The organism is Streptomyces sp. MGP-BFMKR1 (genome assembly GCF_057766585.1).
On sequence record NZ_CM173408.1, the window covers coordinates 4317783 to 4343273 of the forward strand.

17 protein-coding genes and 1 pseudogene are annotated in these 25491 nt (G+C 73.6%); 12 read left to right on the plus strand and 6 right to left on the minus strand.

What is annotated here, in order from left to right; translation table 11 throughout:
• Window positions 1-43 precede the first annotated feature (43 nt).
• On the plus strand, window positions 44-265 hold the full coding sequence (locus AC3CHW_RS16675) for a type II toxin-antitoxin system VapB family antitoxin (protein ID WP_488466948.1): 222 nt from the start codon (window positions 44-46) through the stop codon (window positions 263-265).
• Complete coding sequence (locus AC3CHW_RS16680) at window positions 262-681, plus strand: PIN domain-containing protein (protein ID WP_398610868.1); 420 nt, start codon at window positions 262-264, stop codon at window positions 679-681. The genes AC3CHW_RS16675 and AC3CHW_RS16680 overlap by 4 nt, the downstream gene beginning before the upstream one ends.
• Here AC3CHW_RS16680 and AC3CHW_RS16685 read toward each other — a convergent pair.
• On the minus strand, window positions 678-1496 hold the full coding sequence (locus AC3CHW_RS16685) for a CTP synthase C-terminal region-related (seleno)protein (RefSeq protein WP_459246510.1): 819 nt from the start codon (window positions 1494-1496) through the stop codon (window positions 678-680). The genes AC3CHW_RS16680 and AC3CHW_RS16685 overlap by 4 nt on opposite strands.
• Before the next feature lie 76 nt (window positions 1497-1572).
• Between AC3CHW_RS16685 and AC3CHW_RS16690 the strand changes: the two genes are divergently transcribed.
• A complete protein-coding gene (locus AC3CHW_RS16690; protein ID WP_488466949.1) occupies window positions 1573-2472 on the plus strand; it encodes a LysR family transcriptional regulator in 900 nt (299 codons plus the stop codon).
• Between the two features lie 287 nt (window positions 2473-2759).
• Here AC3CHW_RS16690 and AC3CHW_RS16695 read toward each other — a convergent pair whose 3' ends face one another.
• The 3 genes from AC3CHW_RS16695 to AC3CHW_RS16705 form a co-directional block, all read right to left on the minus strand.
• Window positions 2760-3650: a hypothetical protein gene (locus AC3CHW_RS16695; protein WP_488466950.1), complete on the minus strand. Its 891-nt coding sequence runs from the start codon at window positions 3648-3650 to the stop codon at window positions 2760-2762.
• A gap of 189 nt (window positions 3651-3839) precedes the next feature.
• Window positions 3840-4961, minus strand: coding sequence for a metallophosphoesterase (locus AC3CHW_RS16700; RefSeq protein ID WP_488471079.1), 1122 nt, complete (start codon window positions 4959-4961; stop codon window positions 3840-3842).
• Window positions 4962-6011: 1050 nt separating this feature from the next.
• Entirely contained in the window at window positions 6012-7112 is a 1101-nt protein-coding gene (locus AC3CHW_RS16705; RefSeq protein ID WP_470509013.1) for a LacI family DNA-binding transcriptional regulator, read from the minus strand.
• Window positions 7113-7472: 360 nt separating this feature from the next.
• Here AC3CHW_RS16705 and hisC point away from each other — a divergent pair, with 360 nt between their 5' ends.
• From hisC to AC3CHW_RS16730, 5 genes are all read left to right on the plus strand, one after another.
• Window positions 7473-8558, plus strand: a complete 1086-nt coding sequence (gene hisC / locus AC3CHW_RS16710) for a histidinol-phosphate transaminase (RefSeq protein WP_398610864.1) — start codon at window positions 7473-7475, stop codon at window positions 8556-8558.
• Window positions 8559-9228: 670 nt separating this feature from the next.
• Complete coding sequence (locus tag AC3CHW_RS16715) at window positions 9229-10830, plus strand: cytochrome ubiquinol oxidase subunit I (protein ID WP_488466951.1); 1602 nt, start codon at window positions 9229-9231, stop codon at window positions 10828-10830.
• A gap of 24 nt (window positions 10831-10854) precedes the next feature.
• Window positions 10855-11859: a cytochrome d ubiquinol oxidase subunit II gene (gene cydB / locus AC3CHW_RS16720; protein ID WP_488466952.1), complete on the plus strand. Its 1005-nt coding sequence runs from the start codon at window positions 10855-10857 to the stop codon at window positions 11857-11859.
• 295 nt (window positions 11860-12154) lie between these two features.
• Complete coding sequence (gene cydD / locus AC3CHW_RS16725) at window positions 12155-16039, plus strand: thiol reductant ABC exporter subunit CydD (protein WP_488466953.1); 3885 nt, start codon at window positions 12155-12157, stop codon at window positions 16037-16039.
• 39 nt (window positions 16040-16078) lie between these two features.
• Window positions 16079-17977, plus strand: coding sequence for a sensor histidine kinase (locus AC3CHW_RS16730; RefSeq protein ID WP_488466954.1), 1899 nt, complete (start codon window positions 16079-16081; stop codon window positions 17975-17977).
• 183 nt (window positions 17978-18160) lie between these two features.
• Here AC3CHW_RS16730 and AC3CHW_RS16735 read toward each other — a convergent pair whose 3' ends face one another.
• On the minus strand, window positions 18161-18868 hold the full coding sequence (locus AC3CHW_RS16735; protein ID WP_488466955.1) for a TetR/AcrR family transcriptional regulator C-terminal domain-containing protein: 708 nt from the start codon (window positions 18866-18868) through the stop codon (window positions 18161-18163).
• A 258-nt stretch (window positions 18869-19126) separates the two neighbouring features.
• On the opposite strand from AC3CHW_RS16735, the gene AC3CHW_RS16740 reads away from it, so the two are divergent.
• On the plus strand, window positions 19127-20629 hold the full coding sequence (locus tag AC3CHW_RS16740; protein ID WP_488466956.1) for an MFS transporter: 1503 nt from the start codon (window positions 19127-19129) through the stop codon (window positions 20627-20629).
• A gap of 40 nt (window positions 20630-20669) precedes the next feature.
• On the opposite strand, the gene AC3CHW_RS16745 is transcribed toward AC3CHW_RS16740, so the two are convergent.
• On the minus strand, window positions 20670-21590 hold the full coding sequence (locus AC3CHW_RS16745) for a Cof-type HAD-IIB family hydrolase (RefSeq protein ID WP_488466957.1): 921 nt from the start codon (window positions 21588-21590) through the stop codon (window positions 20670-20672).
• 332 nt (window positions 21591-21922) lie between these two features.
• Here AC3CHW_RS16745 and AC3CHW_RS16750 point away from each other — a divergent pair, with 332 nt between their 5' ends.
• The 3 genes and pseudogenes from AC3CHW_RS16750 to AC3CHW_RS16760 all read left to right on the plus strand — a co-directional run bounded on the left by AC3CHW_RS16750 (window position 21923) and on the right by AC3CHW_RS16760 (window position 25182).
• On the plus strand, window positions 21923-22825 hold the full coding sequence (locus tag AC3CHW_RS16750) for a DUF72 domain-containing protein (protein WP_488466958.1): 903 nt from the start codon (window positions 21923-21925) through the stop codon (window positions 22823-22825).
• Between the two features lie 347 nt (window positions 22826-23172).
• Window positions 23173-24075 carry an LLM class flavin-dependent oxidoreductase gene (locus AC3CHW_RS16755; RefSeq protein WP_459246522.1) on the plus strand — a complete coding sequence of 301 codons (903 nt, stop codon included), beginning with the start codon at window positions 23173-23175 and terminating at the stop codon, window positions 24073-24075.
• Between the two features lie 119 nt (window positions 24076-24194).
• Window positions 24195-25182 (plus strand): annotated as a pseudogene (locus AC3CHW_RS16760) (IS481 family transposase).
• The last annotated feature ends 309 nt before the right edge of the window (window positions 25183-25491 follow it).

The window sequence follows — 25491 nt, forward strand, 5'->3', positions numbered from 1 at the left end:
TTATATTCAAAGGTGCTGTTGGTCTTATATAGCGGAGGCAAATATGAGCGTGACGACCATCGACCTGGACGACGACGCCCTCGCGAAGGCCCTTCGCTTCTCCGGGGGCGCGACCAAGAAAGAGGTGGTGAACGAGGCCCTGCGCGAGTACGCCGAGAGACACGAGCGGGCCGCCCGGCGGGCTCGGCACTTCCAGGCCGCCCAGGAGTGGGACTACGAGGGGTGGCAGGAGCGTCGTGAGGCCGAGAAGCGGAGGGCCGGGTGATCCGCTACCTCGCGGACTCGACCGCCGTGTGGCGGCTGTTGCGCGAAGAGCACCTGAACGACGCGTGGGGTGAGGACATCGATCTCCGCGTCATCGGCTCGTGTGCTCCCCAGCGCACCGAGTTCCGTCGCTCCGCCCGCAACCTCGCCCACTACGAACAGATGGGCGAGATGTTCGCCGACCTGTATCCCGATGTGCCCCTGCCGAAGAACACGTGGGGCTGGATCGAGTCCGCCCAGTTCAGGCTCGCCCAGAGCGGTGGAGTTGTCCGGGCGCTGTCCACCGTCGATCTGATGATCTGCGCCACCGCGGCCCACCACGGGTTGATCGTGCTGCACGACGACAACGACTTCGCCACCGCTGCCGGGGTGCTGACCGACGTCCTCCAACGCAGCGTCCGCGACGCTCCGCGCTAGCTCGTCGTGTGGTGCTTTCCGCCCGCCATGTTCTGCTCGATGAGATCTCCCAGGACATCCGCCGCGAGCACGGCGGCGCCCTGGACGCCGCCGTGCTCTCGGGTGCGGGCGTGGCCGACGGCGGCCTCGGCCAGGCCGGTGATCAGCGGGTGGGCGCGGGTGCCGTCGCCGTCCAGTTCGGGCTGGAAGAGCGTGGCCAGGAAGAAGGGGTGGTCGGGCAGTTCGGCGACGCGGACCTCGCCCGCCTCGTCGGTGCCGGTGAAGGCCAGGCCGTGGGCGCGCAGGGTGTCCAGGTAGTCGGGGTTGGGCGCGTAGTCGCAGTGGTAGCGCGCCCGGGCGCGGTCGGCTCCGATGAGGTCGCGGGCCCGGGAGCCGGGGGAGAGGCGGACGACGCCCTCGTGGCCGACGAGCGAGCAGGCCAGCGGGACGATCACGGCGTCCTCCGCCGGGGCCTCCGGGCTGTTCTCGGCGTGGGCGGCGCGGTCCAGGCCGCAGACGTCGCGCGCGAACTCGAGGAGGGCGTGCTGGAATCCGCCGCAGGTGCCCAGGAAGGGGATGCCCTTCTCGCGTGCCCCACGGATCGCGGCCAGGACGCCGGCCTCGCTGCGGTACGGGCTCCCCGGCAGGACCCAGACCGCGTCGAAGCCGTCCACCACCGCCTCGTCGGCGTCCTGGGTGGCGATCCAGTAGGCGTCCAGGTCCCATCCGTCCCTGACGCGCAGGGCCTCAAGGAGGCCGGGGACGCGGGCGTGGGAGCGAACGGCGTCGGAGCGGTCGGCGACCAGCGCGACGCGTGCTGTGGCTGTGGAATGCATGCTCCCTATCCTGCTGACCAGCGCGTATCGCGTCTAACGATGATTCCTGTACGGGCCATAAGTGATCCTGATGCGCATGGACACGCATCTGCTGCGCACCTTCGTCGCGGTGCTCGACCACCGCTCCTTCTCCGGTGCCGCCAAGGCCCTGGGCTACACCCAGTCCGCGGTCTCCCAGCACGTCGCCGCGCTCGAAGCCGACCTGGGCGCCAGGCTGGTCGAACGGCGGCCCGTCGCGCCCACGCCGGCTGGGGCCCGGCTGCTTGAGCACGCCCCCGCGCTGCTCCTGCGGCTGGACGCCGCCCGCGCCGACGTCGCCCGGCTGCACCACGCCCAGCCCGCCCACCTGACCCTCGCCTGCTCGGCCGCCGCCCTGACCGGCACCATCGCGCGGACCCTCGCCCAACTGCGGGCGGCCACCCCCCTGCTGACCCTCGACGTACGGGTCCTGGCCCGGGAAGCCGTGATCGAGGAGGTCCTCACCGCCCGCGCCGATCTCGGCCTCGTCGACGGCGTCGCCGCGCCCAGCGACCCGCTCCCCCTGCCGGACCTGGGCCCCACGGCCACGCTCGCGGCGGCCGAGCAGCCGTTGGCCGTGCTCTTCCCCACCGACCACCCGCTGGCCCGGCGCCGTTCGGTCCGGCTCACCGACCTGACGCAGGCCCAGTGGATCGACGCCCCCGACACCGCCGTCCCCCTCGACCGGCTCCGTGCCGTCTGCCGAACCGAGGGGTTCCGCCCCCGCGTCCGCCACCGGGGAACCGACCTGCACGGCCTCGCCGCCCTCGCCGCCGCGGGCCTCGGGCTCGCCGCCCTCCCCCTGCCGCTGGCCGCCACGCTCCCCGGCGTCACCGCCGTTCCGGCCGACGAGCCCCGCCTGGTGCACCGTACGGAACTCGTCCACACCGCCCACCCGGCCGAGCCCGCGCGGCAGTTGGTCGACCTCATCGCCGGCCGCACGGCAACCGCGCAGTGATCGCCTACGCCGGGGGATCGCTCGGTCCAACCACGCTTAGGAGCACGGGAGTTAGTCGCCGGGGGCAACGGGAGTACGTACCGGTCGCCGACTGGCGCCGCGCACGCCAAGGCCCTGGCCGCCGTCGTATGGCGGCCAGGGCCGGTGGGTGTGGTCGATGTCGGTCAGGTCGGGTCGGCGGCGAACGGCGTACGAGGCACCGGGAGAGCAGTGGGCCGGGTGGTTCGCCCACCGCCACCCGGTCGCGCTCGCGACAAGGGCTCGCCGCGAGCGCTCGCCGGGGCGCGCTAGGACGGCCGGTGGTCTCGGCCGCCCAACTCCGGGCTGGTGAAGTCCGGGCTGCTGTAGCGCGGGCCCGGTGCCGGGTCGGAACCACCGTCGCCGGGGCTGGTGAAGCCGGGGCGGCTGTAGCCCAGGTGGGGCGTGCGACTGGGCGCGTTGGCGCGGGGCGGTCGGTGCCCGGCTGAGGGTGACGGGCCTGCGGCGTCGCCACCGTGGTCGGTGCCCGTCGGTGCCTCGCCGTTCGCCATCGCCTCGCTGAGGAACGGCACCATGCCCCGCTCCAACAGGGCACGCAGCCACCTCTCGCGCGCCCGGTCCACCTCGGCGGCCCGGGCCCTGGCGCGCCGGCCCCCGCCGTTGCGCAGGGCGGTGACCAGGAGTCCCGCCCCGGCGATCAGGGCGCAGTTCGCGGCGCAGGCCGCGAACACCCAGCCCGTGGTCACCAGGGGCGCGCCGACGGACGCGTCCGGTGCGAACACCCGCAGGACGTAGCCGACGACCAGGAAGATCGCCGCAGCGGCGCCGGCGAGCACCGGTGCCAGCACGGCGAGAACGGCCACGAGCCCCGCGCCGGACCCGTCGGCGACCTCACCCACGGACTCGCTGAGGGAGACCACGCCGCCTGGCGGGGTGCCCTCGCTCCCCTCCGGCCGTGCCGGGGGCGCGGGCGTGCGCAGGGATTCCCGCGCCTGGACGTACCGGTCGTACTCCGTTGCCGCACACGCCGATATGGCGGTCGCTGCGCTGAGCGCCATCGTGCGTAGTTGGTGTGTGCTGAGCCGTTGGCCCGTGGTGCTCAGGCCAGGGTGTCGCTGTTCTGTCGTGCGCAGCGCCTCGTCGAGAACACGCTCGAAGTCCGGGCGATCCTCGGTGAGCAGGTGTGGAGCGCTGTTCATGGGTGCATCCCCCGATGCTCCGTAGGGCCTTGATACCGGCTGTTACCGGTCACGGGCGGGAACGGAGGAGAGCCTGCTACGGATAAGCCGATGGTAGAGCTGTCGCGGTGCGGGATAACAGGGTGCTATCCGAAAATCGCTCCGCACGGGTGGGATTCCTCATTGCCCGTCTACCCGGCGGCCTAACCCTCAACCACGCAGCGGGAATTGCACGACAAGGAGTTTTCCGGCCATCGTGACGCCGCCATCCATGGCGATGGCGAGGTCGTCGGCGTACACGTGCGGGCCGCTGACCAGCGGGCGGCTGTCCTCGCCGTCGGCGTCCTCGGCGCCGACCTCGCCGAGCAGGTACGGAATCGGGCTGTGCCCGTGGACCAGGCGCTCGCCGCCGTAGGTGTCGAGGAGTTCGCGTACGGCCATCGCGCCGGCCTCGTCCCGGAAGGCGAACCGCTTGGTGAACTTGCGGAACAGGTCCCAGCACTCGTCGGCGTCGCCGCGCTGGAGCGTCTCGGTGACGGTGTCGTTGACGGCCTCGATGGAGTCGCCGTACTCCAGGTAGGCGGTGGTGTCGGAGTGCAGCAGCAGGTGCCCGTCCTCCTCGACCATCGCGTCGAGCCGGGACATCCACTGCACGTGGTGGTCCTCAAGCCGCTCCATGTCGGTGCGCTGGCCGCCGTTGAGCAGCCACGCCGCCTGGAAGGAGGCGGTGCCGGCGCCGGACTGGACGGGGGTGTCGCCGAAGCGCTTGGCGCCGATGAGCAGCAGTTCGTGATTGCCCATCAGGGCCTTGCAGTAGCCGCCGGCCGCGGCGGCCTGCGCGGAGAGCTGCATGACCAGGTCGATCACGCCGATGCCGTCCGGGCCACGGTCGGTGAAGTCGCCGAGGAACCAGAGTCTGGCCTTGCCGGCCGACCAGTTGCCCTCGGCGTCGATGAGGCCCTGCTCGGCCAGCGCGGCCCGCAGTTCGTCGAGGTAGCCGTGCACGTCGCCGACGACGAACAGCGGGCCGAGGCCCTCCTGGTCGGCGCGCGCGGGCGCCGCCGCGGGCACTGGCTCGATCGCGTCGGCGAAGCCGGCCGTGGACAGGTCGGCGATGGTGCTGCCGGGCCCCACGCCGCGCGCGATGACGGGCAGGTCGCGCTCGGTCGGGGTGTACTCGGGGTCGGTGTGCGCGGGGGCGCCGGGGTGGTCGGCCCCGCCGGCCGTGGCCCGGGCCGGGGGCGCGGCGGAGGTCGGCTGCCGCGGCGCGGGCACGGTGCCCGGCGCGTACTCCGCCGGCGGTACGGCTTGCCCGCGGCCCTGACCTGGCACGCTCGCGGGCGCGGCGCGGCCCGCGGGCTGGGCTGCGGGCTGGGCCGCGGGCTGGGACGGGTCCGCCGGGGGCGTCGCGTGGCCGGGCGCGCCCTGGCCCGGCGCGTACGACTGCGGGTTGCTGGGCTGCCGGGTGGCCGACTGGGAGGCGGAGGCCGGGTGCGGGCCGGGGGCACCCTGCGGGTGTGCGTGCGGCGGGCGGGGCTCGTGCGGCTGGTGTGGTGTGGCCGGACGGAGCGCCGCCTGGGGCGCGTTCGGCTGCGGGGCCGCCTGGGGGGCGTACGTCTGCGGTGCGCGTGGGGACGGGGTCCGGGGCACCCGCTGGTCCCGCGCCGCGGGTCCCGGCTGGGCGGCGGACGGGGCCTGCGGGGTGGAGCCGGCCGCGAGGGGGCGCACCCGCGCGGAGGCGGGGCTGACGTGGCTCATGCGCAGGGTGGGCGCGGGGGCCGGAGGCTGGGCGGTCGCGCCATCGGGCGCGCCGGCGTGCGCTCCGTGGGCGGCGTCGGGGCCCAGCGGCTCCGCGCCGAGCGGGCCTTGGGCCGCGCGCCCCGGGTCCGGCTGCGGTGCGGTGGGGTTGACCTGAGCTGGGGCGGGGTGCGCTGCTGGGGCAGGCGGGTGTTCCGCTTCGCCCTGGTCGGGCCGCGCGTCGTGCTCCGCATCCGGATGCGAAGACGTGGTCCGTGCCGTGGGTCCCAGACCGGCCCCCTGAGTCATCGACCCCTCCACCATCGCGCCGCCGTGCACCTTCTGGACCTTGCCTGGTCGACGGCGGTCCGCGGTGTCGTCCGCCCATCATAGGAATGACCGTCGGGGGTTGTGACGCACCAGGGGTCGCGAAATGGGTCGAGCGCAGGGTTCGCCGGCCATTTCTCCCGAATTGGCCGCTTGGCAGGGGCGCATTACGGCGCCACGAGGCGGCGGCGACCGGATCGGGTGTGGGCCGGCCGGCCCAGCGGGGCCGGGCGGGACGAGGGGGCGGGCACGCCGTGGGACAAGGGGCGTGGGGTGGCTTGGGAGGTGGTGAGAGCGAGGGCGGGGGCGCGCGCGGAGCTAGGCGCCCGCGGGTCCGCGCGGGGCGCTCACGGTGGTCCGGGGCGACCGTCGCTGCGACGACGCGCGCACGATGAGTTCCGTCGGTATGACCTGTTCGACCGGGCCACCGGCGTCCACGCCTTCGATGGCGTCGATGAGGAGTTGGACGACGGCGGTGCCGATCCGGCGCGGCTTGAGGGAGAGGGTGGTGACCGGCGGGTCGGTGCTGGTGTAGACGCTGGACTCGCTACAGCACACGAGCAGCAGGTCGTCCGGGACGCGCAGCCCGTAGCGCCGGGCGGCGGCGAGCAGGTCGGTGCCGTTGGGGTCGAAGAGCCCGTAGACGGCGTCCGGCCGGTCGGGTCTGGCCAGCAGCCGGTCGGCGGCGACGGCGCCCGCGCACGGGTCGTGCGCCGGGTACTCCTCGTACACCGGGTCCTGGCCGACGCGCTCGCACCAGGAGAGGTACGCGGAGGTGGAGAGCCGGGTGTAGGTGTCCGTGGTGGTGCCGGTGAGGAGCCCGATGCGGCGGGCGCCCGCCTCGGCGAGGTGGTCGAGCAGTCCACACACGGCCGCCTGGTGGTCGTTGTCCACCCAGGCGGTGACGGGCAGTGATCCGGCCGGGCGCCCGTCGGAGACGACGGGGATGCCGTGGCGTACGAGTTCGGCCACCACCGGGTCCTGGTCGGAGGGGTCGATGACCACGGTGCCGTCCAGGGCCACGTTGGACCACACGTCGTGGCGCGAGGTGGCGGGCAGGATGACGAGGGCGTAGCCGCGGGCCAGCGCGGCGGAGGTGGCCGCGCGGGCCATCTCGGCGAAGTAGGCGAACTCGGTGAAGGTGAAAGGTTCATCCCCGTACGTGGTCACGGTCAGTCCGATGAGACCTGACTTGCCGGTACGGAGCGTGCGGGCCGCGGCGGAGGGGCGGTAGCCCAGCCGGTCGGCGACCTCGCGGACGTGGCGACGGGTGGCGTCCGGTAGCCGTCCCTTGCCGTTGAGCGCGTCGGAGACGGTCGTGATCGAGACCCCGGCTGCGGCGGCCACGTCCCGGATGCCCGCTCGCCCCAGCCGGCGGCCGGTCGACCGGCTCACCTGGTGCTTCCCTGCTGCTGTCATGGCGAGCCGATAGTAGGGCTCGATGGGTGCGTTCGGAGGAATCGGTAATCCACTGTCAACAGGCACGATTCTGCATGAGCAACAACCCTTAATAACCTTGGAAATAAAGGCAGTTGGCAGCTCTGCTGGGTCTCTGCTCGGCCACGCGGCGGTCGTGCCTGCTGATTGGCTTATGTTTCGGAGAGGTCTCAACTCACTCTCACGGGTGACGCGCGCCACGGCGCTCGCTACCGGCGCACAGCCAGCGGAAGGGCGCTCCCCATGGTCTTTACGGCACCCGGGGGAATCCTCATAAGGTAAACAGTATTGCGTGTCTGTTAGGTGACTGCTGTGCCCGGAACGGTTCAAGGAGGATCTGCGGTGTCTGAAAAGAGCCCCAAGCTGCGCGCTGCGCTCGACGGCGTTCCGACCTACAAGCCAGGCAAGCCCGCCGCGGCGGCGCCGGGTGGCGCGACCACGTACAAGCTGTCCTCGAACGAGAACCCCTACCCGCCGCTGCCCGGCGTCCTGGAGGAGGCGGTGCGTGCCGCCGGTGCGCTCAACCGCTACCCCGACCTGGCCTGCACCGGGCTGATGGCCGAGTTGTCCAACCGGTTCGAGGTGCCGATCGAGCACCTGGCCACCGGCACCGGCTCGGTGGGTATCGCGCAGCAGCTCGTGCAGTCGACGGCCGGGCCGGGCGACGAGGTCGTCTTCGCCTGGCGCTCCTTCGAGGCGTACCCGATCGTCACGCAGATCGCCGGGGCGACGCCGGTGCCGGTGCCGTTGACGGCCGACGAGGGCCACGACCTGGACGCGATGCTCGCCGCGGTCACCGAGCGGACCCGACTGATATTCGTGTGCAACCCCAACAACCCCACCGGGACCGTGGTCCGCCGCGCGGAGCTGGAGCGCTTCCTCGACCAGGTGCCGTCCGACATCCTGATCGTGCTGGACGAGGCGTACCGCGAGTTCATCCGCGACGAGGACGTCCCGGACGGGATCGACCTGTACCGGAACCGCCCCAACGTGTGCGTGCTGCGGACCTTCTCCAAGGCGTACGGGCTGGCCGGGCTGCGGGTCGGCTTCGCGGTGGGCCACGACCCGGTGGCGGCGGCGCTGCGCAAGACGGCGGTGCCCTTCGGTGTGACGCAGGTGGCGCAGGAGGCGGCCATCGCGTCGCTGCGCAGCGAGGACGCGCTGAGCGAGCGGGTGGCGGCGCTGGTCGAGGAGCGGACCCGGGTCTACGAGGCGCTCGTCGCGCAGGGCTGGACCGTCCCCGAGTCGCACGGCAACTTCGTCTGGCTGCGGCTCGGCGACCGCGCGCTGGACTTCGCGGCGGCGTGCGAGCGCGGTGGCGTGGTCGTCCGGCCGTTCCAGGGCGACGGCGTGCGGATCACGATCGGCGAGACCGAGGCGAACGACCTGTTCCTGAAGGCGGCGGAGGCGTTCCGCAAGGAGATCTGAGCGGTCCGCCGATCCCCGGAGCCCTGAGCGGGATCCGGGGCCCGGCGCCGCCGGCGCGGTGTGCCGGGGGGCCGGCACCACTGGCGCGACGCACGAGGGCGCGGCTTCGGCCGCGCCCTTTCGCGTGCCGCGTGCGTGCGCCGCTGTACGTCTGCGGGCGTGGGCATGGGGGTCGCCTCCGGTGTGGCCCGGCTCGTGCGGCTGCTGGGCGGGGGCGCGTCCCGGGGGCTTGGCCCGCTGTTCCCGATCGGGCCGTGGATCGCGGGCGCGGAGAGTGGCGTTTGCCACAGGGTGTGCCACGTCATAGGGGCCGAGGTGGCTCGGGCGGTGGCGGGTGGGCTCGGGGTGGGGGGTGGGTGTGGGTCGGGCAGCGGTGTCGTGGGCGGTCGGGGGCGTATTCCGTGCTGGTGCTGGGGTGTTCGGCGGTAGGTGGGGCGTGCGGGTCGGCTCGTCGCGCGGGTGGGGCCGGCCGGGCGGGGCCGAGTGGGGGTGGTCTGCGGGCGGTGACGGGGGACCCCCGGTGCGGGCTGACGAAAGTATGTGCGTCATAATTCCTTGTGAATGTGAACGCGTTCACAAGCTCGTCTGATGCATCCCCCTTTGACCGTGATCAATGGGGCGGATCACCCCGGCGGGTGCGCGGCTCAGCAAGACGGCAAGGAGACACGACGTGGACCTGGCTCTGGCTCCGGAGACCCTGGCACGGTGGCAATTTGGCATCACGACCGTCTACCACTACCTCTTTGTTCCGCTGACGATCAGCCTCGCGGCGTTCACGGCCGGTCTGGAGACCGCCTGGGTGCGCACGGGCAAGGAGAAGTACTTTCACGCGACGAAGTTCTGGGGAAAGCTCTTCCTGATCAACATCGCGATGGGTGTCGTCACCGGCATCGTGCAGGAGTTCCAGTTCGGTATGAACTGGTCCGACTACTCGCGCTTCGTCGGCGACGTGTTCGGCGCTCCCCTCGCCATGGAGGCGCTGATCGCCTTCTTCTTCGAGTCCACCTTCATCGGGCTGTGGATCTTCGGCTGGGACAAGCTGCCGAGGAAGATCCACTGCGCGTGCATCTGGATCGTCGCCATCGGCACGACGCTCTCCGCGTACTTCATCCTGGCCGCCAACTCCTGGATGCAGCACCCCGTCGGCTACTCGATCGACAAGGCCACCGGCCGGGCCGAGCTGACGGACATGTGGGCCGTGCTCACCCAGAACACCACCCTGGTCGTCGTCTTCCACACGCTGACCGCGGCCTTCCTCACCGGCGCGGCCTTCGTCGTCGGCATCGCCTCGTACCACCTGCTGCGCGCCAAGCGCGCCCAGGACCGGGGCGAGGAACTGCCGGCGAAGCAGCGCCGGCAGGTCGGCGCGATGCGCTCCTCGCTGCGGGCCGCGCTGGTGATCGCGGTGATCGCGGGGCTCGGCACCGCGATCAGCGGTGACCGGCTCGGCAAGGTGATGTTCGAGCAGCAGCCGATGAAGATGGCCGCGGCCGAGGCGCTGTGGGAGACCGAAGCGCCGGCGCCCTTCTCGATCTTCGCCGTCGGCGACGTGGGCGAGGGCCACAACAGCGTCGAGTTCAGTGTCCCCGGCATCCTCTCCTTCCTCGCGCACGACAACTTCTCGGCCTCCGTGCCTGGCATCAACGACATCGCCGAGCAGGAGGCGAAGCTCTACGGCGGCGAGCCCGAGGACTACATCCCGAGCATCTTCATGACCTTCTGGGGCTTCCGCCTCATGATCGGGTTCGGCATGGCCTCCTTCGCGGCCGGCGTGATCGGCCTGTGGACCACCCGGCGAAAGCTGTGGCTCGCGCCGGACAAGCGGACCGGCGAGTACGAGGTCCCACGGCTGATGCTCACCAAGAACCGCGAGATGAGCGCCTTCTTCACCACCTGGTCCTGGCGGATCGGCCTGCTCACCATGGGCTTCCCGCTGATCGCCAACTCCTTCGGCTGGATCTTCACCGAGATGGGCCGCCAGCCCTGGGTGGTCTACGGGCTGATGCGCACCTCGGACGCGGTGTCCCCCGGGGTGAGCCAGACCGAGGTGGTGATCTCGATGAGCGTCTTCACGCTGCTGTACGGCGTGCTCGCGGTGATCGAGGTGAAGCTGCTGACCAAGTACGCCAAGGCCGGGCCCGACGTGGACGAGAAGCCACCGGCGAAGGACCCGAAGCTGCGCTTCCCGAAGCCTGGCGACCCCGGGGCCCCCGGCGGCGGGGACGCCGCGTCCGCCGAGGACGCCGACAAGCCGATGACCTTCGCGTACTGACGACGGCTGGAACGGAGACCGACCATGCACCTCCACGACGTCTGGTTCGTGCTGATAGCCGTCCTGTGGACGGGCTACTTCTTCCTCGAGGGGTTCGACTTCGGCATTGGCGTACTGACCAAGCTGCTCGCCCGCGACCGCACCGAGCGCCGGGTGCTGATCAACACCATCGGGCCCGTCTGGGACGGCAACGAGGTGTGGCTGCTGACCGCGGCCGGCGCCACCTTCGCGGCCTTCCCCGACTGGTACGCGACCCTGTTCAGCGGCTTCTACCTGCCGCTGCTGGTCATCCTGATCTGCCTGATCGTGCGCGGGGTGGCCTTCGAGTACCGGCACAAGCGCAGCGAGGAGAACTGGCAGCGCAACTGGGAGCGGGCCATCTTCTGGTGCTCGCTGATCCCCGCGTTCCTGTGGGGCGCGGTCTTCGCCAACATGGTGCGCGGCGTGCCGATCGGCGCCGACAAGAACTTCGCGGGCAACCTGCTCGACCTGATCAACCCGTACGCGCTGCTCGGCGGGCTGGTGACGCTGACGTTGTTCACCTTCCACGGCGCGGTCTTCGCGGCGCTGAAGACCGTCGGTGACATCCGCACCCGGGCGCGCCGGCTCGCCGGCCGGCTCGGCCTGGTGACGGCGGCCCTCGCGGCGGCCTTCCTGGTGTGGACGCAGCTCGACTCGGGCGGCACGGGCAGCCTCGTGGCGCTGGTCATCGCCGTGCTCGCGCTGGTCGGGGCGCTGGTGATGAACGGTCGGGGCCGCGAGGGATGGGCCTTCGGGCTCTCCGGGGTCACCATCGCGGCGGCCGTGGCCATGCTCTTCCTGTCGCTGTTCCCGGACGTCATGCCCTCCTCGCTCGACACGGAGTGGAGTCTGACCGCCGAGAACGCCGCGTCCAGCCCGTACACGCTCAAGATCATGACGTGGGTCGCGGGCGTCATGACCCCCGTCGTGCTGGCCTACCAGGCGTGGACGTACTGGGTGTTCCGGCAGCGGATCGGGACCCAGCACATTCCCGTCGACGCGCACTGATGTCGGCGCGACAGATGAGGCGACGCGGGGAGTATGCGGTGAGCGGGCGCGTGGCGGAGTTCGGGAGGCGCGGCGGTGTCGGAACCGAACGGCCCCGAAGCGCGGCCAGGTTGGCCGGTGCCGGTGCCGGTGCCGGTGCCGGTGCCGGTGCGGGTGCGGGCGCCGGCGAGGGCACCGTCGCGGTCGGTCGGCGACGGTGGGCCGGTCGGGTGTTTCACGTGAAACCGTCCGCGCGCCTGTTTCACGTGAAACGGTCCGCGTGCGTGTTTCACGTGAAACCAGGTCGGTGTTTCACGTGAAACCAATCGACCCGCGGCTACTGCGCTACGCCCGCGCCACCCGTTTCTTCCTGCTCGCCTCGGTCGCTCTCGGGCTGATCGGTGCCGGGCTCGTCATCGCCCAGGCGATGCTCATCGCCGAGATCGTGGTGGGCGCCTTCCAGCGCGGCGAGTCCGTCGACGGGCTGGCGGAACCGCTGATGCTGCTGGTCGGCGTCGCGGTGGGGCGGGCGGCGGTCGCCTCGCTGACCGAACTCGCCGCGCATCGGGCCAGCGCCGAGGTCAAGTCCGAGCTACGGATGCGGCTGCTGACCCGGGCGACCGCACTCGGGCCGGGATGGCTGAGCACCCAGCGCACCGGCGAGCTGACCACGCTGGCGACCCGGGGCGTCGACGCCCTGGACGACTACTTCGCCCGCTACCTTCCGCAGCTCGGGCTCGCCGTGGTGGTCCCGCTGGCGGTGTTGGCCCGGATCGTCACCGAGGACTGGGTGTCGGCGCTGATCATCGTGATCACGCTGCCGCTCATCCCGGTCTTCATGATGCTCATCGGCTGGGCCACCCAGCATCGGATGGACCGGCAGTGGCGGCTGCTCTCCCGCCTCTCCGGGCACTTCCTCGACGTCGTGGCGGGGCTGCCGACGCTCAAGGTGTTCGGGCGCGCCAAGGCGCAGGCCGAGTCCATTCGCGCGATCACCTCCGACTACCGGCGGGCGACGCTCAAGACGCTGCGCATCGCCTTCCTGTCCTCGTTCGCGCTGGAGCTGCTGGCGACGCTGTCGGTGGCGCTGGTCGCGGTGGGCATCGGTATGCGGCTCGTACACGGGGACATGGACCTCTACGCGGGGCTCGTCGTGCTGATCCTCGCGCCCGAGGCGTACCTTCCGCTGCGCCAGGTCGGGGCGGAGTACCACGCGGCGGCGGAGGGGTTGGCGGCGGCCGACGAGGTCTTCGCCGTTCTGGAGACCGGCGATGCGGCGGATGCCCGGGTGTCCGGTGACGCGGCGGCGAACCCCGGTGTGCCCGGTGAGGCGGCGGGCGGCTCGTCCGCCGGCGGCCCGGGACGGCCGGACCGGGTGCCCGACGCGCGGTCGGCCGCGCTGGTGGTGGACGGCCTGGTGGTGCGGCACCCCGGGCGTACCGAACCCTCTCTCGACGTGACCTCGTTCGCCGTCGCGCCCGGCGAGACCGTGGCCGTCGTGGGGCCGAGCGGTGCCGGCAAGTCCACCCTGCTCCAGGTGGTGCTCGGGTTCGTGGGCCCGGGCAGCGGCGTGGAGCGGGGCGGGGTGCGCGTCGGCGACACGCGACTGGCCGACCTCACGGACGCGGGCTGGCGGGCCTGGCGGGACCAGGTCGCCTGGGTGCCGCAGCGGCCCTACCTGTTCGCGGGCACCATCGCGGAGAACGTACGCCTGGCCCGCCCGGGCGCCGACGACGAGGCGGTACGGGGCGCGCTGCGCGACGCGAGCGCGCTGGACTTCGTCACGGCGCTGCCGGACGGACCGCAGACCGTGATCGGTGAGGACGGCGTGGGCCTGTCCGCGGGCCAGCGGCAACGGCTGGCGCTGGCCCGGGCGTTCCTCGCCGACCGGCCGGTGCTGCTGCTCGACGAGCCGACCGCGAACCTGGACGGCGAGACGGAAGCCCTCGTGGTGGACGCGGTGCGCCGGCTGGCCGTCGGCCGCACGGTGTTGCTCGTCGTCCACCGGCCGGCCCTGCTCGCCATCGCGGACCGCGTGGTGCACGTCGGGCCGACCGCCGAGGCGACGCCGGCCGGCGAGCGCGGCGCGCTGCCGGCCGTGGCGGCCACGGGCGCGACCGTTCGCGCCGCGCGGGCGGTCGCCGACGGCCGACCCGCGGGCGTGGCCCGGTCGGGTGCGCAGCAGCAGGACGGTTCGGGGGCGGACCGGGCGGTGGTCGAGCCGGTGGTCGAGCCGGTGGGCCCGGCCGCCGGTGACGCGCCGGCGGAGCCGGCCACGGGCGGGCGGCTCCCGCAGCCCGCGCCCGAGGAGGGTCCGGGGCGGCGGGAGCGTGGGGCGTTGGCCCTCGTGCGCGCGGTGGGCCGGGAGCGGCGGGGGCGGTTCGCGCTCGCCCTGCTGCTCGGCAGCCTCGCGCTGGGCAGCGCCGTCGGGCTGATGGCCGTCTCCGGCTGGCTGATCTCGCGGGCCTCGCAGCAGCCACCGGTGCTGTACCTGATGGTGGCCGTGACCGCGACCCGGGCGTTCGGCATCGGCCGCGCCGTCTTCCGCTACGCGGAGCGGCTCGTCTCGCACGACGCCGCGCTGCGCGTGCTGGCCGACCTGCGGGTCGCGGTCTACCGACGCCTTGAGCGGCTCGCGCCCGCAGGGCTGCGCGAGAGCCGGCGCGGCGACCTGCTGTCCCGGCTGGTCGCGGACGTGGACGCGATGCAGGACTACTTCCTGCGCTGGCTGCTACCGGTCGGCTCGGCCCTGGTCGTGGGCACCGCGTCCGTCGGGTTCATGGCCTGGTTGCTGCCGGAGGCGGGCGCGTTGCTCGCGGTGGGCCTGCTGGCGGCCGGCGTCGGGGTGCCGCTGCTGACCAGCGCGTGGGCCCGGCGTACGGAGCGGCAGTTGGCGCCCGCGCGCGGTGCGTTGTCGGTGGGCGTGGTCGATCTGCTGACGGGCACGGCCGAGCTGACGGTGGCCGGCGCGCTGCCCACCCGTACGGCCTCGGTGCGCCGCGCCGACGGGCTGCTCACCACCATCGCGCGGCGGGCCGCCGGCGCGGGCGCGCTCGGTGCCGGGCTCGCGGCGCTGAGCTGCGGCGTCACGGTCTCGGCCACCGCGTGGGTGGGCGTGCAGGCGGTGCGCGACGGGCGGCTCGACGGGCTGTGGCTCGCGGTCGTCGTCCTCACCCCGCTCGCCGCCTTCGAGACGGTCGCCGGTCTGCCGAGCGCCGTGCGCTACCGGCAGCGGGTGCGGCGGGCGGCCGAGCGGGTGCACGAGGTGTTGGACGCGCCGTCGCCGGTCCGCGAGCCGGACCCGGCCACGACCCCGCCGGAGCAGCCGCACCCGCTGGTCGTACGGGGGCTCACGGCGCGCTACCCGGGGCAGCGGCGGCCGGCCGTCGCCGACTTCGACCTGGAGCTGGCGGCGGGGCGGCGGGTGGCCGTGGTCGGGCCGTCCGGCGCGGGCAAGACCACGCTCGCGCAGGTGCTGCTCCGCTTCCTGGACCCGGAGGCGGGGACGTACACGCTGGCCGGTGCGGACGCCACGGGACTGGCCGGGGACGCGGTGCGCCGGCTGGTGGGGCTGTGCGCGCAGGACGCGCACCTCTTCGACAGCTCGCTGCGCGAGAACCTGCGGCTGGCCCGGCCCGGGGCGAGCACGGACGAGTTGCGGGCGGCGCTGGCCGGGGCCCGGCTGCTCGACTGGGCCGACGGGCTGCCGGACGGCCTCGACTCGCTGGTCGGCGAGCACGGCGCCCGGCTCTCCGGTGGCCAGCGCCAACGGCTGGCGCTGGCCAGGGCGCTGCTCGCCGACTTCCCCGTACTGGTCCTCGACGAGCCCGCCGAGCACCTCGACCTGCCGACGGCGGACGCGTTGACCCGCGATCTGCTGGCGGCCACCGAGGGGCGGACGACCGTGCTGATCACACACCGGTTGGCGGGGCTCGAAGCGGTGGACGAGGTGCTCGTGCTGGACGCGGGGCGGGTGGTGCAGCGCGGCTCGTACGACGAGCTGGTCGCGGTGCCCGGCCCGTTCCGGCGGATGCTGGAGCGCGAGCGCGCCACGGAGGCCGGCCACGTCACGGACGCCGTCGCAGAGCACAACGGTGCGAACGAGCGCCCTCCCGCGATGGGGTGTGCCGGGGCGTACGGCGGTCGCGAGCCGGTGGACGAGGGGGCCAGGGAGGTGGCACCCGCACCGGGCCGAAGCTAACACTTTCCCTGGCAAAAGGGACTAACTACGCTCGCCTCCATGGCAGTCACGGGGGCCTCCGAGCCCAGCGAATCAGCCGGTCCGACGGCAGCGGCGGCGGGAGCGAGGGTGGGCGCGGCCGGGGGCGCGGTGGGGGGCGGGCCACCGCGCGACCCGTTGGAGGCCGCCACCGCCGCCACCCGCGACCTGCGCGGCCTGCCGGCGGAGCTGACCGCGTGCGTGCCGCGCCTCCTGGAGGCGATGCGCTCGGTCGGCGCCGGCCGCGACCTGCACGTCACCCTCGACCGGCTGGTGCGGAGCGCCGCCGAGCTGGTCGACGCGCGCTACGCCGCCATCGGCGTCATGACCGCCTCGGGCACGCGGTTCTCCGACTTCGTCTCGTACGGCGTCGGCGACGACGTCCGCGAGCGGCTCGCGGCGCCGGCGGACGAATCGCCGCCGGCGGCCGGGCTGCCGAGCGGACTCGCCGAGCCGCCCGAGCCGATGCGGCTCGACGACCTCACGGACGACCCGTACGCGGCGGGGTTCCCGCCGAGCCGGCCGCCGATGCGCACCTTCCTGGCGGTGCCGCTCCGGGCGCTGGGGGAGAACTTCGGCAACCTCTACCTGGCGGAGCGCGACGGTGGCCCGTTCAGCGCGTCGGACCGGCAGTTGGTGCGGGTGCTCGCGGTCGAGGCCGCGCTCGCCGTCGGCAACGCGCGCCGCGACGAGGAGGACCGACAGCGCGAACGCTGGATCGACGGCTCGGTCGCCGTCACCACCGCCCTGCTGTCCGCCAACGACGCGGAGGACGCGCTGGTCGTCGTGGCCGAGAAGGCCAGGCGGCTGGCGGACTCGACGGCGGGCATCGTGCTGCTGCCGACCGAGGCCGGCGGCCTGGAGATCGTGGCCGTGGACGCCGACGAGCCGATGGGCCTCCTTGGCACGGTCGTCGCGCCCGAGGCACCGATCGTGCCGCACCTGATGGGCGGTGAACCGATCTTCGTCGAGGACTCGGCGACCGACCCGCGCATGACGACGAGCATCTCCCAGCGGTTCGGGCCGAGCATGATGCTGCCGCTGCGCAGCGGCTCCCGGGTGCTGGGCATCCTGACCACGCCCCGCAAGCGCGGCGCGCGCCCGTTCACCGAGACCGAACGCACCCTGGCCACACAGTTCGCCGCGCAGGCCGCCCTCGCCCTGGTGCTCGCCGAGGCCCAGCGGGACCGGGAGCGGCTCGCGGTGTACGAAGACCGCGACCGGATCGCGCGCGACCTGCACGACCTGGTCATCCAGCGGCTGTTCGCGACCGGGATGATGCTGGAGGGCGCGCAGCGCAAGGCGATCGTGCCGGCGGTCCAGGACAAGATCGGCAAGGCCGTGGACGAGTTGGACGCCACCATCCAGGAGGTGCGTACCGCGATCTTCGCCCTCCAGCAGGGCCCGACCGAGGCGCCGGCCGGGTTGCGGACCCGGGTGTTGCGCGAGATCGGGACGGCGGCCGTGCCGCTGGGCTTCCAGCCGTCGGCCGTGTTCGTGGGCGCCGTGGACGCCCGGGTGTCCGAGCTGACCGGCAAGAACCTGATCGCGGCGTTGCGGGAGGCGCTGTCCAACGCGTTCCGGCATGCCCGCGCCTCGCGTATCGAGGTGGTCGTGGACGCGACGGCGCGGCTGCCCGACGGACGCGACGGGGTACGCCTGACGGTCTCTGACGACGGCGTGGGCATCCCGGAGGGCGGCCGGCGCAGCGGGCTGCGCAACCTGGCCCGCCGCGCGGAGGCGCTGGGCGGCTCCAGCGGCTATGGGCCCGGCCTCGCCCGTGGCGGGGGCGTGACGGGGGCGGCCTCCGGCGGTGGCGAGGGTGCCGGTGGCTCCGGTGTCGGTGGCTCGGGCGCCGGTGGGGAGGGTGAGAGCGGTGGTGGCAGGGGGACGACCGTGGTGTGGGAGGCGCCGCTCTGAGCCGGGGCCGGGGCGAGTGAGCGCCGGCCCCGGCAGGTGGGGCGTGAGGGCGGGCGGGTGCGACGGCGGGCGCGGGGGCGCGGCGGGGCGCGGGGGTTGGGTACGGACCCGGCCTGCCGGCCAAGCAGCGCGGGGAGCCGGGGAACGCAGGGGGTCGGGCGGGGCTCGCAGCCCGAGGAAGGGCTAAGGGGCCTGCTTGAGCTGGGCCTCCAGGCCGTCGAGCAGGTAGCCGAGACCGGTGGTGAAACTGCCGTCCCAGTCGTCGTCGTAGAGGTAGCCGCGCTCCGCCAGGGTCGGGTACCGGTCGCTGTTGGCCCGCAACTGCTCCTGGCCCAACCGGCGTTCCTCGTCCGTGATGCGCAGGGCCGTCTCGGACGCGGCCGAGCCCATCACGTGGTTGTAGAGCGCCCAGGTCGCGGCGGACAGGCCCTTCTCGGCGAAGCCCGCGCGTACCAGCGTGGACTGGAGGATCTCCATCCAGGCCAGGAAGTGCGGGCCGATGGTCGGCCGGCGGCGGGCGGGGACCGCGGCGGCCCACGGGTGACGTAGCAGCGCGGCGCGCCACGCGGTCAGCACGGCGGTCACGTCGGCCCGCCAGTCCCCGGTCCGGTCCGCGGCCGGGGGCACCTCGCCGAAGATCGCGTCCACGGCGAGGTCGATGACGTCGTCCTTCGTGTCGACGTGCCAGTACAGCGACGGGGCCATGACGGCGAGGCGTTCCGCGAGCCGTCGCATGGTGAGCCGGTCGATGCCCTCCTCGTCGAGCAGGGCGACGGCGGCCTCGACGATGCGCGCGCGGGACAGCGGGGGCTCGCCGCGCGAGGTGCGGCGGGGCCGCAGCCACACGCTCCGTACGTCCCCGCCGCCGCGCTGGCCGCGCGCTTCACCCACGGTGTCCCACTTTCGTCCGACGCCCAGTCGCGCTGGGCCGTTCCGCTGTCCCACCGGTCCCGCCGCCGCACCGGTCGCGCTGTCCCACCGCTTCCGCTGGCGCACCGGGCCGCCGCCGTGCGGGGCCCGTGGCCGAGGCGGTCGGTCGGGCCGGTGCCGGCGCCTCGGGGCCGTGACCGGTCGGGTCAGTGTAGTACGTTGTTCGTCGTCTCTAACGTCGTTAGGCAAACTCAAACATTGTTAGGCGGTGCGTGGATCATGGAAGAAACGTCGGGGGAGCCGGCCTCAGCGGGACGGCGGCGCTGGTGGACGCTGCTGGCGGTGAGCACGGCCCAGCTCCTGGTCGTCCTGGACGGGACGATCGTGAACATCGCGCTGCCCTCCGCGCAGCGCGCGCTCGACATGTCCGACGCGAGCCGGCAGTGGGCCATCACCGCCTACGCGCTGGCCTTCGGCGGTCTGCTGCTGATCGGCGGGCGGGTCAGCGGCGCGCTCGGGCACCGGCGCGCGTTCCGCGTCGGCCTGCTGGGCTTCGCCGCCGCGTCCGCGCTCGGCGGGGCCGCGACCAGCGCCGAACTGCTCTTCGCGGCGCGGGCCCTACAGGGCGTGTTCGCCGCGCTGCTCGCGCCGGCCGGCCTCTCGCTGCTGACGATCACCTTCACCAGCCCGCGCGAACGGGGCCGCGCCTTCGGCGTGTTCGCCGCCGTCGGCGCCGCCGGCTCGGCGCTCGGCCTGGTCGCGGGCGGACTGCTCACGGAGTACGCGAGCTGGCGGTGGTGCCTGTACATCAACGTGCCGCTGGCACTGCTGGCCGTGGGCGGCACGGTCCTCGTGCCGGGGGACCGCCCGGTCCGCGACGGGGGGCGGCTCGACGTCGCGGGCGCCCTGCTCAGCGCGGGCGGGTTCGCCGCCCTCGTCTACGCCTTCAACGAGGCCGAACCGCACGGGTGGGCGTCGGCCAGGGTGCTCGCGTTGCTGGTCGGCGGGGTGCTGATGCTGGCGGCGTTCGCGGCCATCGAGGCGCGCGCCCCGCACCCGCTGCTGCCGCTGCGCGTGCTCGCGCACCGGGCCCGCGGCGCCGCGTTCGCCGCGATCACCCTGATGTTCGTCGCGATGTTCGGCTTCTACCTGTTCATGAGCTACTACACGCAGACGGTGCTCGGGTACTCGCCGGTCGAGGCCGGCCTCACGCTGATCATCAACGCCGTGGCGGCGCTGGTCGGCTCCACGTTCGTCGCCGGCAAGCTGCACGGCCGCGTGCCGCCCGCCGCGCTGATCGTGCCGGGCCTGCTCGCCGCAGCCGCCGGGATGTTCCTGCTGACCTGGCTGACGGCGGACAGCGCGCACATCCTGCCGCTCTACCTCGCGCCCGCGCTGGTCCTCACCGGGCTCGGCCTCGGCTGTGTCATGCCCCCGACGGCCAGCCTGGCCACGGCGGACATGCGGTGGCACGAGATCGGGGCCGCGTCGGCGGCGTACAACGCGGCCCAGCAACTCGGCGCGGCGCTCGGCACCGCCCTGCTCAACACGGTCGCGGCCAGCGCCGCCGCCTCGTACCTGGCCCGCCCCGGACACCCCACGTCGATCGCGGCCACCGTGCACGGTTACACCACCGCGCTCACCGTCGCCTTCGGCATCCTGCTCGGCGCCGCGTGCGTCGTCGCGCTGCTGACGCTGGCCCGTCGGGCGCGCGGCACGGGCGCGCCGCCGCGCGAGGGTACGGAGCGCGAACAGGCGGAGGAGGGCGCGCCGCTGTCCTGACGGGCTCGGCCGCCCGCTCCCGCCGCGGCCGGCCGGCCCCTCAGCGGTTCAGCACGCTCTCGATGACGGCCGCCACGCCGTCCTCGTTGTTGGCCAGCGTGTGTCGGTCCGTCGCGGCGAGGACGGCGGGGTGCGCGTTGGCCATCGCGTACGACATGCCGGCCCAGGTCAGCATCTCCACGTCGTTGGGCATGTCCCCGAAGGCCATCACCTGGTCGCGGGTGATGCCGCGCTCGGCGCAGCACTGCTCCAACGTGCTGGCCTTGCTGACGCCGAGGGCGCTGATCTCCAGCAGGGCGCTGGGGCTGGAGCGGGTGAACGAGGCGTGTGCCCCGGCGGACGCGCGGGCCAGGGCGAGGAAGTCGTCCGGGGCGAGGTCGGGGTGGTAGGCGAGCAGCTTGAGGATGGGCTGCTCCGCCTGGTCCGCGTCCTCGGACAGCAGCTTCTCGACGGGGCCCAGCGTCAGGGCGGCGTCGAACGAGAGCGGCGGGTACTGCGGTTCGTGGTGGATGCCACCGGTGCGCTCGACGGCGAACGCGGTACCCGGCGCGGCGGCGCGCAACGCGTGCACGACGGCGAGCGCGTCCTCGGGCAGCAGCGGGCGCACGCGGACGAACCGGGGCCCCTGGTGCAGGTCCACGACCGCCGCCCCGTTGGCGCAGATGGCCAGGCCGTGACCGTGTACGTGGTCGCTGACGACGGTCATCCAGCGGGCCGGGCGACCGGTGACGAAGAAGACGTCGATGCCCGCGGCCTCGGCGGCTGCCAGGGCGGCGACGGTGCGCTCGGACACGGACTTGTCGTCGTGCAACAGGGTGCCGTCGAGGTCGGTCGCGATGAGCCGGGGCACGGTGGGGGCCGCGGGGACGGCGGGCGCACCGTCGGTCGCGGGGGCGGCGTCCGTGCCGTCGGTCGCGGGGGGCTCGGGCTGCTGCTCGGTAGCTGGGGTCACGCCTGCCATCCTTCCGCATCGCTCCGCACTGGTGTGCGTACGGGCGTGCCGCAGCCTGCGCACGCCCCCTCGCGGTCGGAGCAGCGGGGGGATCGGGGTCGGGGGCCCAGGCCCAGCCTGGAACCGGGGCCGAGGACGGGGACGGGTCCGGGGGTCGGGTCGCGGTGGGGGTCAGGGCGTCGCTGAGCGGTGACCGGCCGTCCGGGTCTCCCAGGCCCTCCCCGGCCTCCCAGGTTCCCCAGGTCCGCTGGGCGAGCCCCGAACAGGCGTCGGCCGACGCGGCGGAGGCCGCTGGGCGCCGAGGGACGTTGACGCGGCCGGGCCCGGGGAAGACGGGCGACATGGGACGGATACGGGTCGGCACCTGCTCGTGGACGGACAAGGCGTTGGTGGCCAGCGGTTGGTACCCGACTGGCCACCGGGACCCGGAGGGCAGACTGCGGCACTACGCCAGTCGGTTTCCGGTGGTGGAGGTGGACGCCACCTACTACGGCCTGCCCAGCGCGCGTAACAGCCAGCTCTGGGCCGCGCGCACGCCGGCCGACTTCCGCTTCAACGTCAAGGCGTTCTCCCTGCTCACCGGGCATCCGACGCGCGCCGGCGCGCTGCCGGCCGACCTGCGCCCGGCGCTCGCCCGCCAGGGCCCCCGGGCCGGCACCGACCCGGGACTGCTGGACGAGGTGTGGAGCCGGTTCAGTGGAGCGCTGGAACCGTTGCGAAGCACCGGACGGCTGGGGACCGTGCTCTTCCAGTTCCCGCGCCACCTCGCGCCCGGCAGGTCGGCGGAGGCGTACCTGCGCCGGTGCCGTGAGCGCGCGGCGGGCTGGCCGATGGCCGTGGAGTTCCGGCACCCCGGCTGGTGGCAGGAGGACCGCGAAGCCGCGACGGCCGACCTGCTGACCGAGTTGGACGCGTCAGCGGTGGCCGTGGACATGGCGCGGACGCTGCCCACCTCCGTACCACCGGTCGCGCGGGTCACCCGACCCCAGCTCGCGGTCGTACGTTTCCACGGCCGCAGCGACGCCTGGGGGACCGGCAGCAAGGAGGACCGGTTCCGCCACGACTACACGCCCGCCGAACTGTCGGAGTGGACGCCCCGCGTCCGCGCGCTGGCCGAGCGGGCGGACGAGGTACACGTCCTCTTCAACAACTGCTGCGCCGATGCCGCCGTCAGGGCGGCGGGGTCGATGCGCGACCTGCTCGGCCTCCCCGCGCCGACCACCGGCACGCTCGACGAGGGCTGACGGGCCTGGGTGGGCCTGGGTGGGCTTGGCCGGTGCGGGCGGATGCCGCCGCCGATGCGTGTGAGGTGGTGTTCGCGGTGGCGCGCGGGGCGCGGGGGGCGTGCGTGGTGCGTGGCTTCCGCGGGCGGGCGCGCGGCGGGGTGGGGCTGGCGGGTGACGCGTGACGGGTGGCGGGTGGCCTGGCGGGCGCGGGCGCGGATGGGTCGGCGGGCGGCCTGGCGGCGGGTGGGTGCGAGCCGTCTTGCGCGAGGGGTGTCGCGGGTGGGCCGGCGACGGGGCGGGGGCGAGGGTGGTGCGGTTGGTGGGCGGCGTACCCGAGTGTCGTACCCGGCCCCTACTCTCGACCCATGCGACTGAGCACCGTGATTCTGCCGATCCGCCGCTGGTCCGACGGTGGTCGTGCGGAGTGGGAGCGCGCCGAGGACCTCGGCTTCCACACCGCCTACACCTACGACCACCTGTCCTGGCGGACCTTCCGTGACGGCCCGTGGTTCGGCGCCATCCCGACGCTGACCGCCGCCGCCGCGGCGACCTCTCGCATACGCCTCGGCACGCTGGTCACGTCGCCGAACTTCCGCCATCCGGTGACGCTCGCCAAGGAACTCATCACGCTCGACGACATCTCCGGCGGCCGGATCACGCTGGGCATCGGCGCGGGCGGCTCGGGGTTCGACGCGACGACGCTGCTCGGGAGCGGCCAGGAGCCGTGGTCGCCGCGTGAGCGAGCGGCGCGGTTCGGCGAGTTCGTGCCGCTGCTCGACCAACTCCTGTCGGAGGGCGAGGTGACCGCCGAGGGCGCGTACTACGCGGCCGGCGCGGCGCAGAACATACCCGGCTGCGTGCAGCGCCCCCGGCTCCCGTTCGCGGTCGCCGCGACCGGGCCGCGCGGGCTGCGGCTCGCCGCGCGGTACGGGCAGGCGTGGGTGACCACCGGCGATCCGAAGCTGGCGGAGGACGCCACCGCCGCCGACTCGCTCGCTGCCATCGGTCGACAGGTCGAGCGGCTCGGCGAGGCGTGCGCGGAGACCGGTCGTGACGTCGGCGAGTTGGAGAAGATCCTGCTCACCGGCTTCACCCCGGACCGGCCCCTGGACTCGGTGGGTGCGTTCGTGGACTTCGCCGGCGCGCACGCGGAGCTCGGCTTCGACGAGATCGTGCTGCACGCCCCGATCCCCGACTCGGTCTTCGCCGCCGACCCCGCGGTCTTCGAGAAGATCGCGACGGAGGGCCTGGCCCAGCTCAACGGCTAGGTGTTCTGTCCGGGGAGGTTGTGGACGGGTGAGCCAGGTCTCGGCTGAGGGATCTTGAATGGGCGAGGGCCTTCCGGTTCGGTGTGGATTGCGACGTCAACACCAACAGAAAGGCCCTCGTGTCCCACCGTAATGCACCCCTGACCGAGACCGGACGCCTGCGCCTTGCCCGCTGTGTGGTCGAGGACGGCTGGCCGCTTCGACGGGCCGCCGAACGCTTTCAGGTCTCGCCGACCACAGCGCAGCGGTGGGCCGACCGCTACCGCAGGCACGGCCAGGCCGGTCTGACAGACCGCTCCAGCCGGCCTCACCGCAGCCCCCACCCGCACCGAGCGACGGATCATCAAGGTCCGCCTGCTGCGCAGGTGGGGACCGGCCCGCATCGCGCACTTCCTGCACCTAGTGCCCTCCACCGTCCACCGCGTCCTGACCCGCTACCACCTGGCCCGCCTGGCCCATCTGGACCGGACCACCGGTCGCGTGGTGCGGCGCTACGAACGCGACCGGCCCGGCGAACTCGTCCACGTCGACATCAAGAAGCTGGGCAACATCCCCGACGGCGGCGGACACAAGGTCCACGGCAGGGCCCAGGGCGGTCGCAACAGCTCCGCGCACCGCGACCCCGCACGGCCCCGCACCCGCCACGGCCGCCCCAACCTCGGCTACAGCTACCTGCACACCGCTGTCGATGACCACTCCCGCCTGGCCTACAGCGAGATCCACCCGGACGAGAAGAAAGAGACCGCCACCAGCTTCTGGCAGCGAGCCCACGCCTTCTTCGCCCAGGCCGGGATCACCGTCGAGCGGGTGCTGACCGACAACGGCTCCTGCTACCGCTCCCACGACTGGCGCACGGCCCTGGCCGCGGAGGGCATCGTCCACAAGCGCACCCGGCCCTACCGGCCGCAGACCAACGGCAAGGTCGAACGCTTTAACCGCACCCTGCTGGAGGAGTGGGCCTACGCCCGCCCCTACCGCTCAGAAGCCGAGCGACAGGCCGCGTTCCCGCAGTGGCTGCACACCTACAATCACCACCGCGCACACACCGCACTGAAAGGCCAACCACCCGCCAGCCGCGTCCCCAACCTCACAGGGCAATACAGCTAGGAACGGGGGCCGCGGGGGCGCGGTGGCTCGGGGGCGCGGCGGCCCCCGGGCACGGTGGCTCCCGGGCACGGTGGCCCGGGCGGGCGCGGTTCGGAGCCGGGCGGCCAAGGGAGAGGACAGGCGTCCGTGGGCGGCGGTGAGGTGAGAGGGGGGTACGGCTCGGGGTCGCCCCCTCTCGCACGGTGGCCGGCAGGTGGCGGCACGGGCAACCTCTGGTGAATGCCCGAAAGACGGGCGCTGACCATGTAGTTCATCTGACTGACGGCCTTCAACGGCTGGCTGACACGGCTTCACAGCGCCGGGGCGCGC

What these genes read in the sequence shown, in the direction of transcription:
- AC3CHW_RS16730 (WP_488466954.1), top strand. Translation starts at nt 16,079, where the DNA reads ATGGCAGTCACGGGGGCCTCCGAGCCCAGCGAATCAGCCGGTCCGACG.
- AC3CHW_RS16755 (WP_459246522.1), top strand. Translation starts at nt 23,173, where the DNA reads ATGCGACTGAGCACCGTGATTCTGCCGATCCGCCGCTGGTCCGACGGT.
- AC3CHW_RS16690 (WP_488466949.1), top strand. Translation starts at nt 1,573, where the DNA reads ATGGACACGCATCTGCTGCGCACCTTCGTCGCGGTGCTCGACCACCGC.
- AC3CHW_RS16695 (WP_488466950.1), bottom strand. Translation starts at nt 3,650, where the DNA reads ATGAACAGCGCTCCACACCTGCTCACCGAGGATCGCCCGGACTTCGAG.
- cydB (WP_488466952.1), top strand. Translation starts at nt 10,855, where the DNA reads ATGCACCTCCACGACGTCTGGTTCGTGCTGATAGCCGTCCTGTGGACG.
- AC3CHW_RS16740 (WP_488466956.1), top strand. Translation starts at nt 19,127, where the DNA reads ATGGAAGAAACGTCGGGGGAGCCGGCCTCAGCGGGACGGCGGCGCTGG.
- AC3CHW_RS16745 (WP_488466957.1), bottom strand. Translation starts at nt 21,590, where the DNA reads ATGGCAGGCGTGACCCCAGCTACCGAGCAGCAGCCCGAGCCCCCCGCG.
- AC3CHW_RS16705 (WP_470509013.1), bottom strand. Translation starts at nt 7,112, where the DNA reads ATGACAGCAGCAGGGAAGCACCAGGTGAGCCGGTCGACCGGCCGCCGG.
- AC3CHW_RS16750 (WP_488466958.1), top strand. Translation starts at nt 21,923, where the DNA reads ATGGGACGGATACGGGTCGGCACCTGCTCGTGGACGGACAAGGCGTTG.
- AC3CHW_RS16675 (WP_488466948.1), top strand. Translation starts at nt 44, where the DNA reads ATGAGCGTGACGACCATCGACCTGGACGACGACGCCCTCGCGAAGGCC.
- AC3CHW_RS16685 (WP_459246510.1), bottom strand. Translation starts at nt 1,496, where the DNA reads ATGCATTCCACAGCCACAGCACGCGTCGCGCTGGTCGCCGACCGCTCC.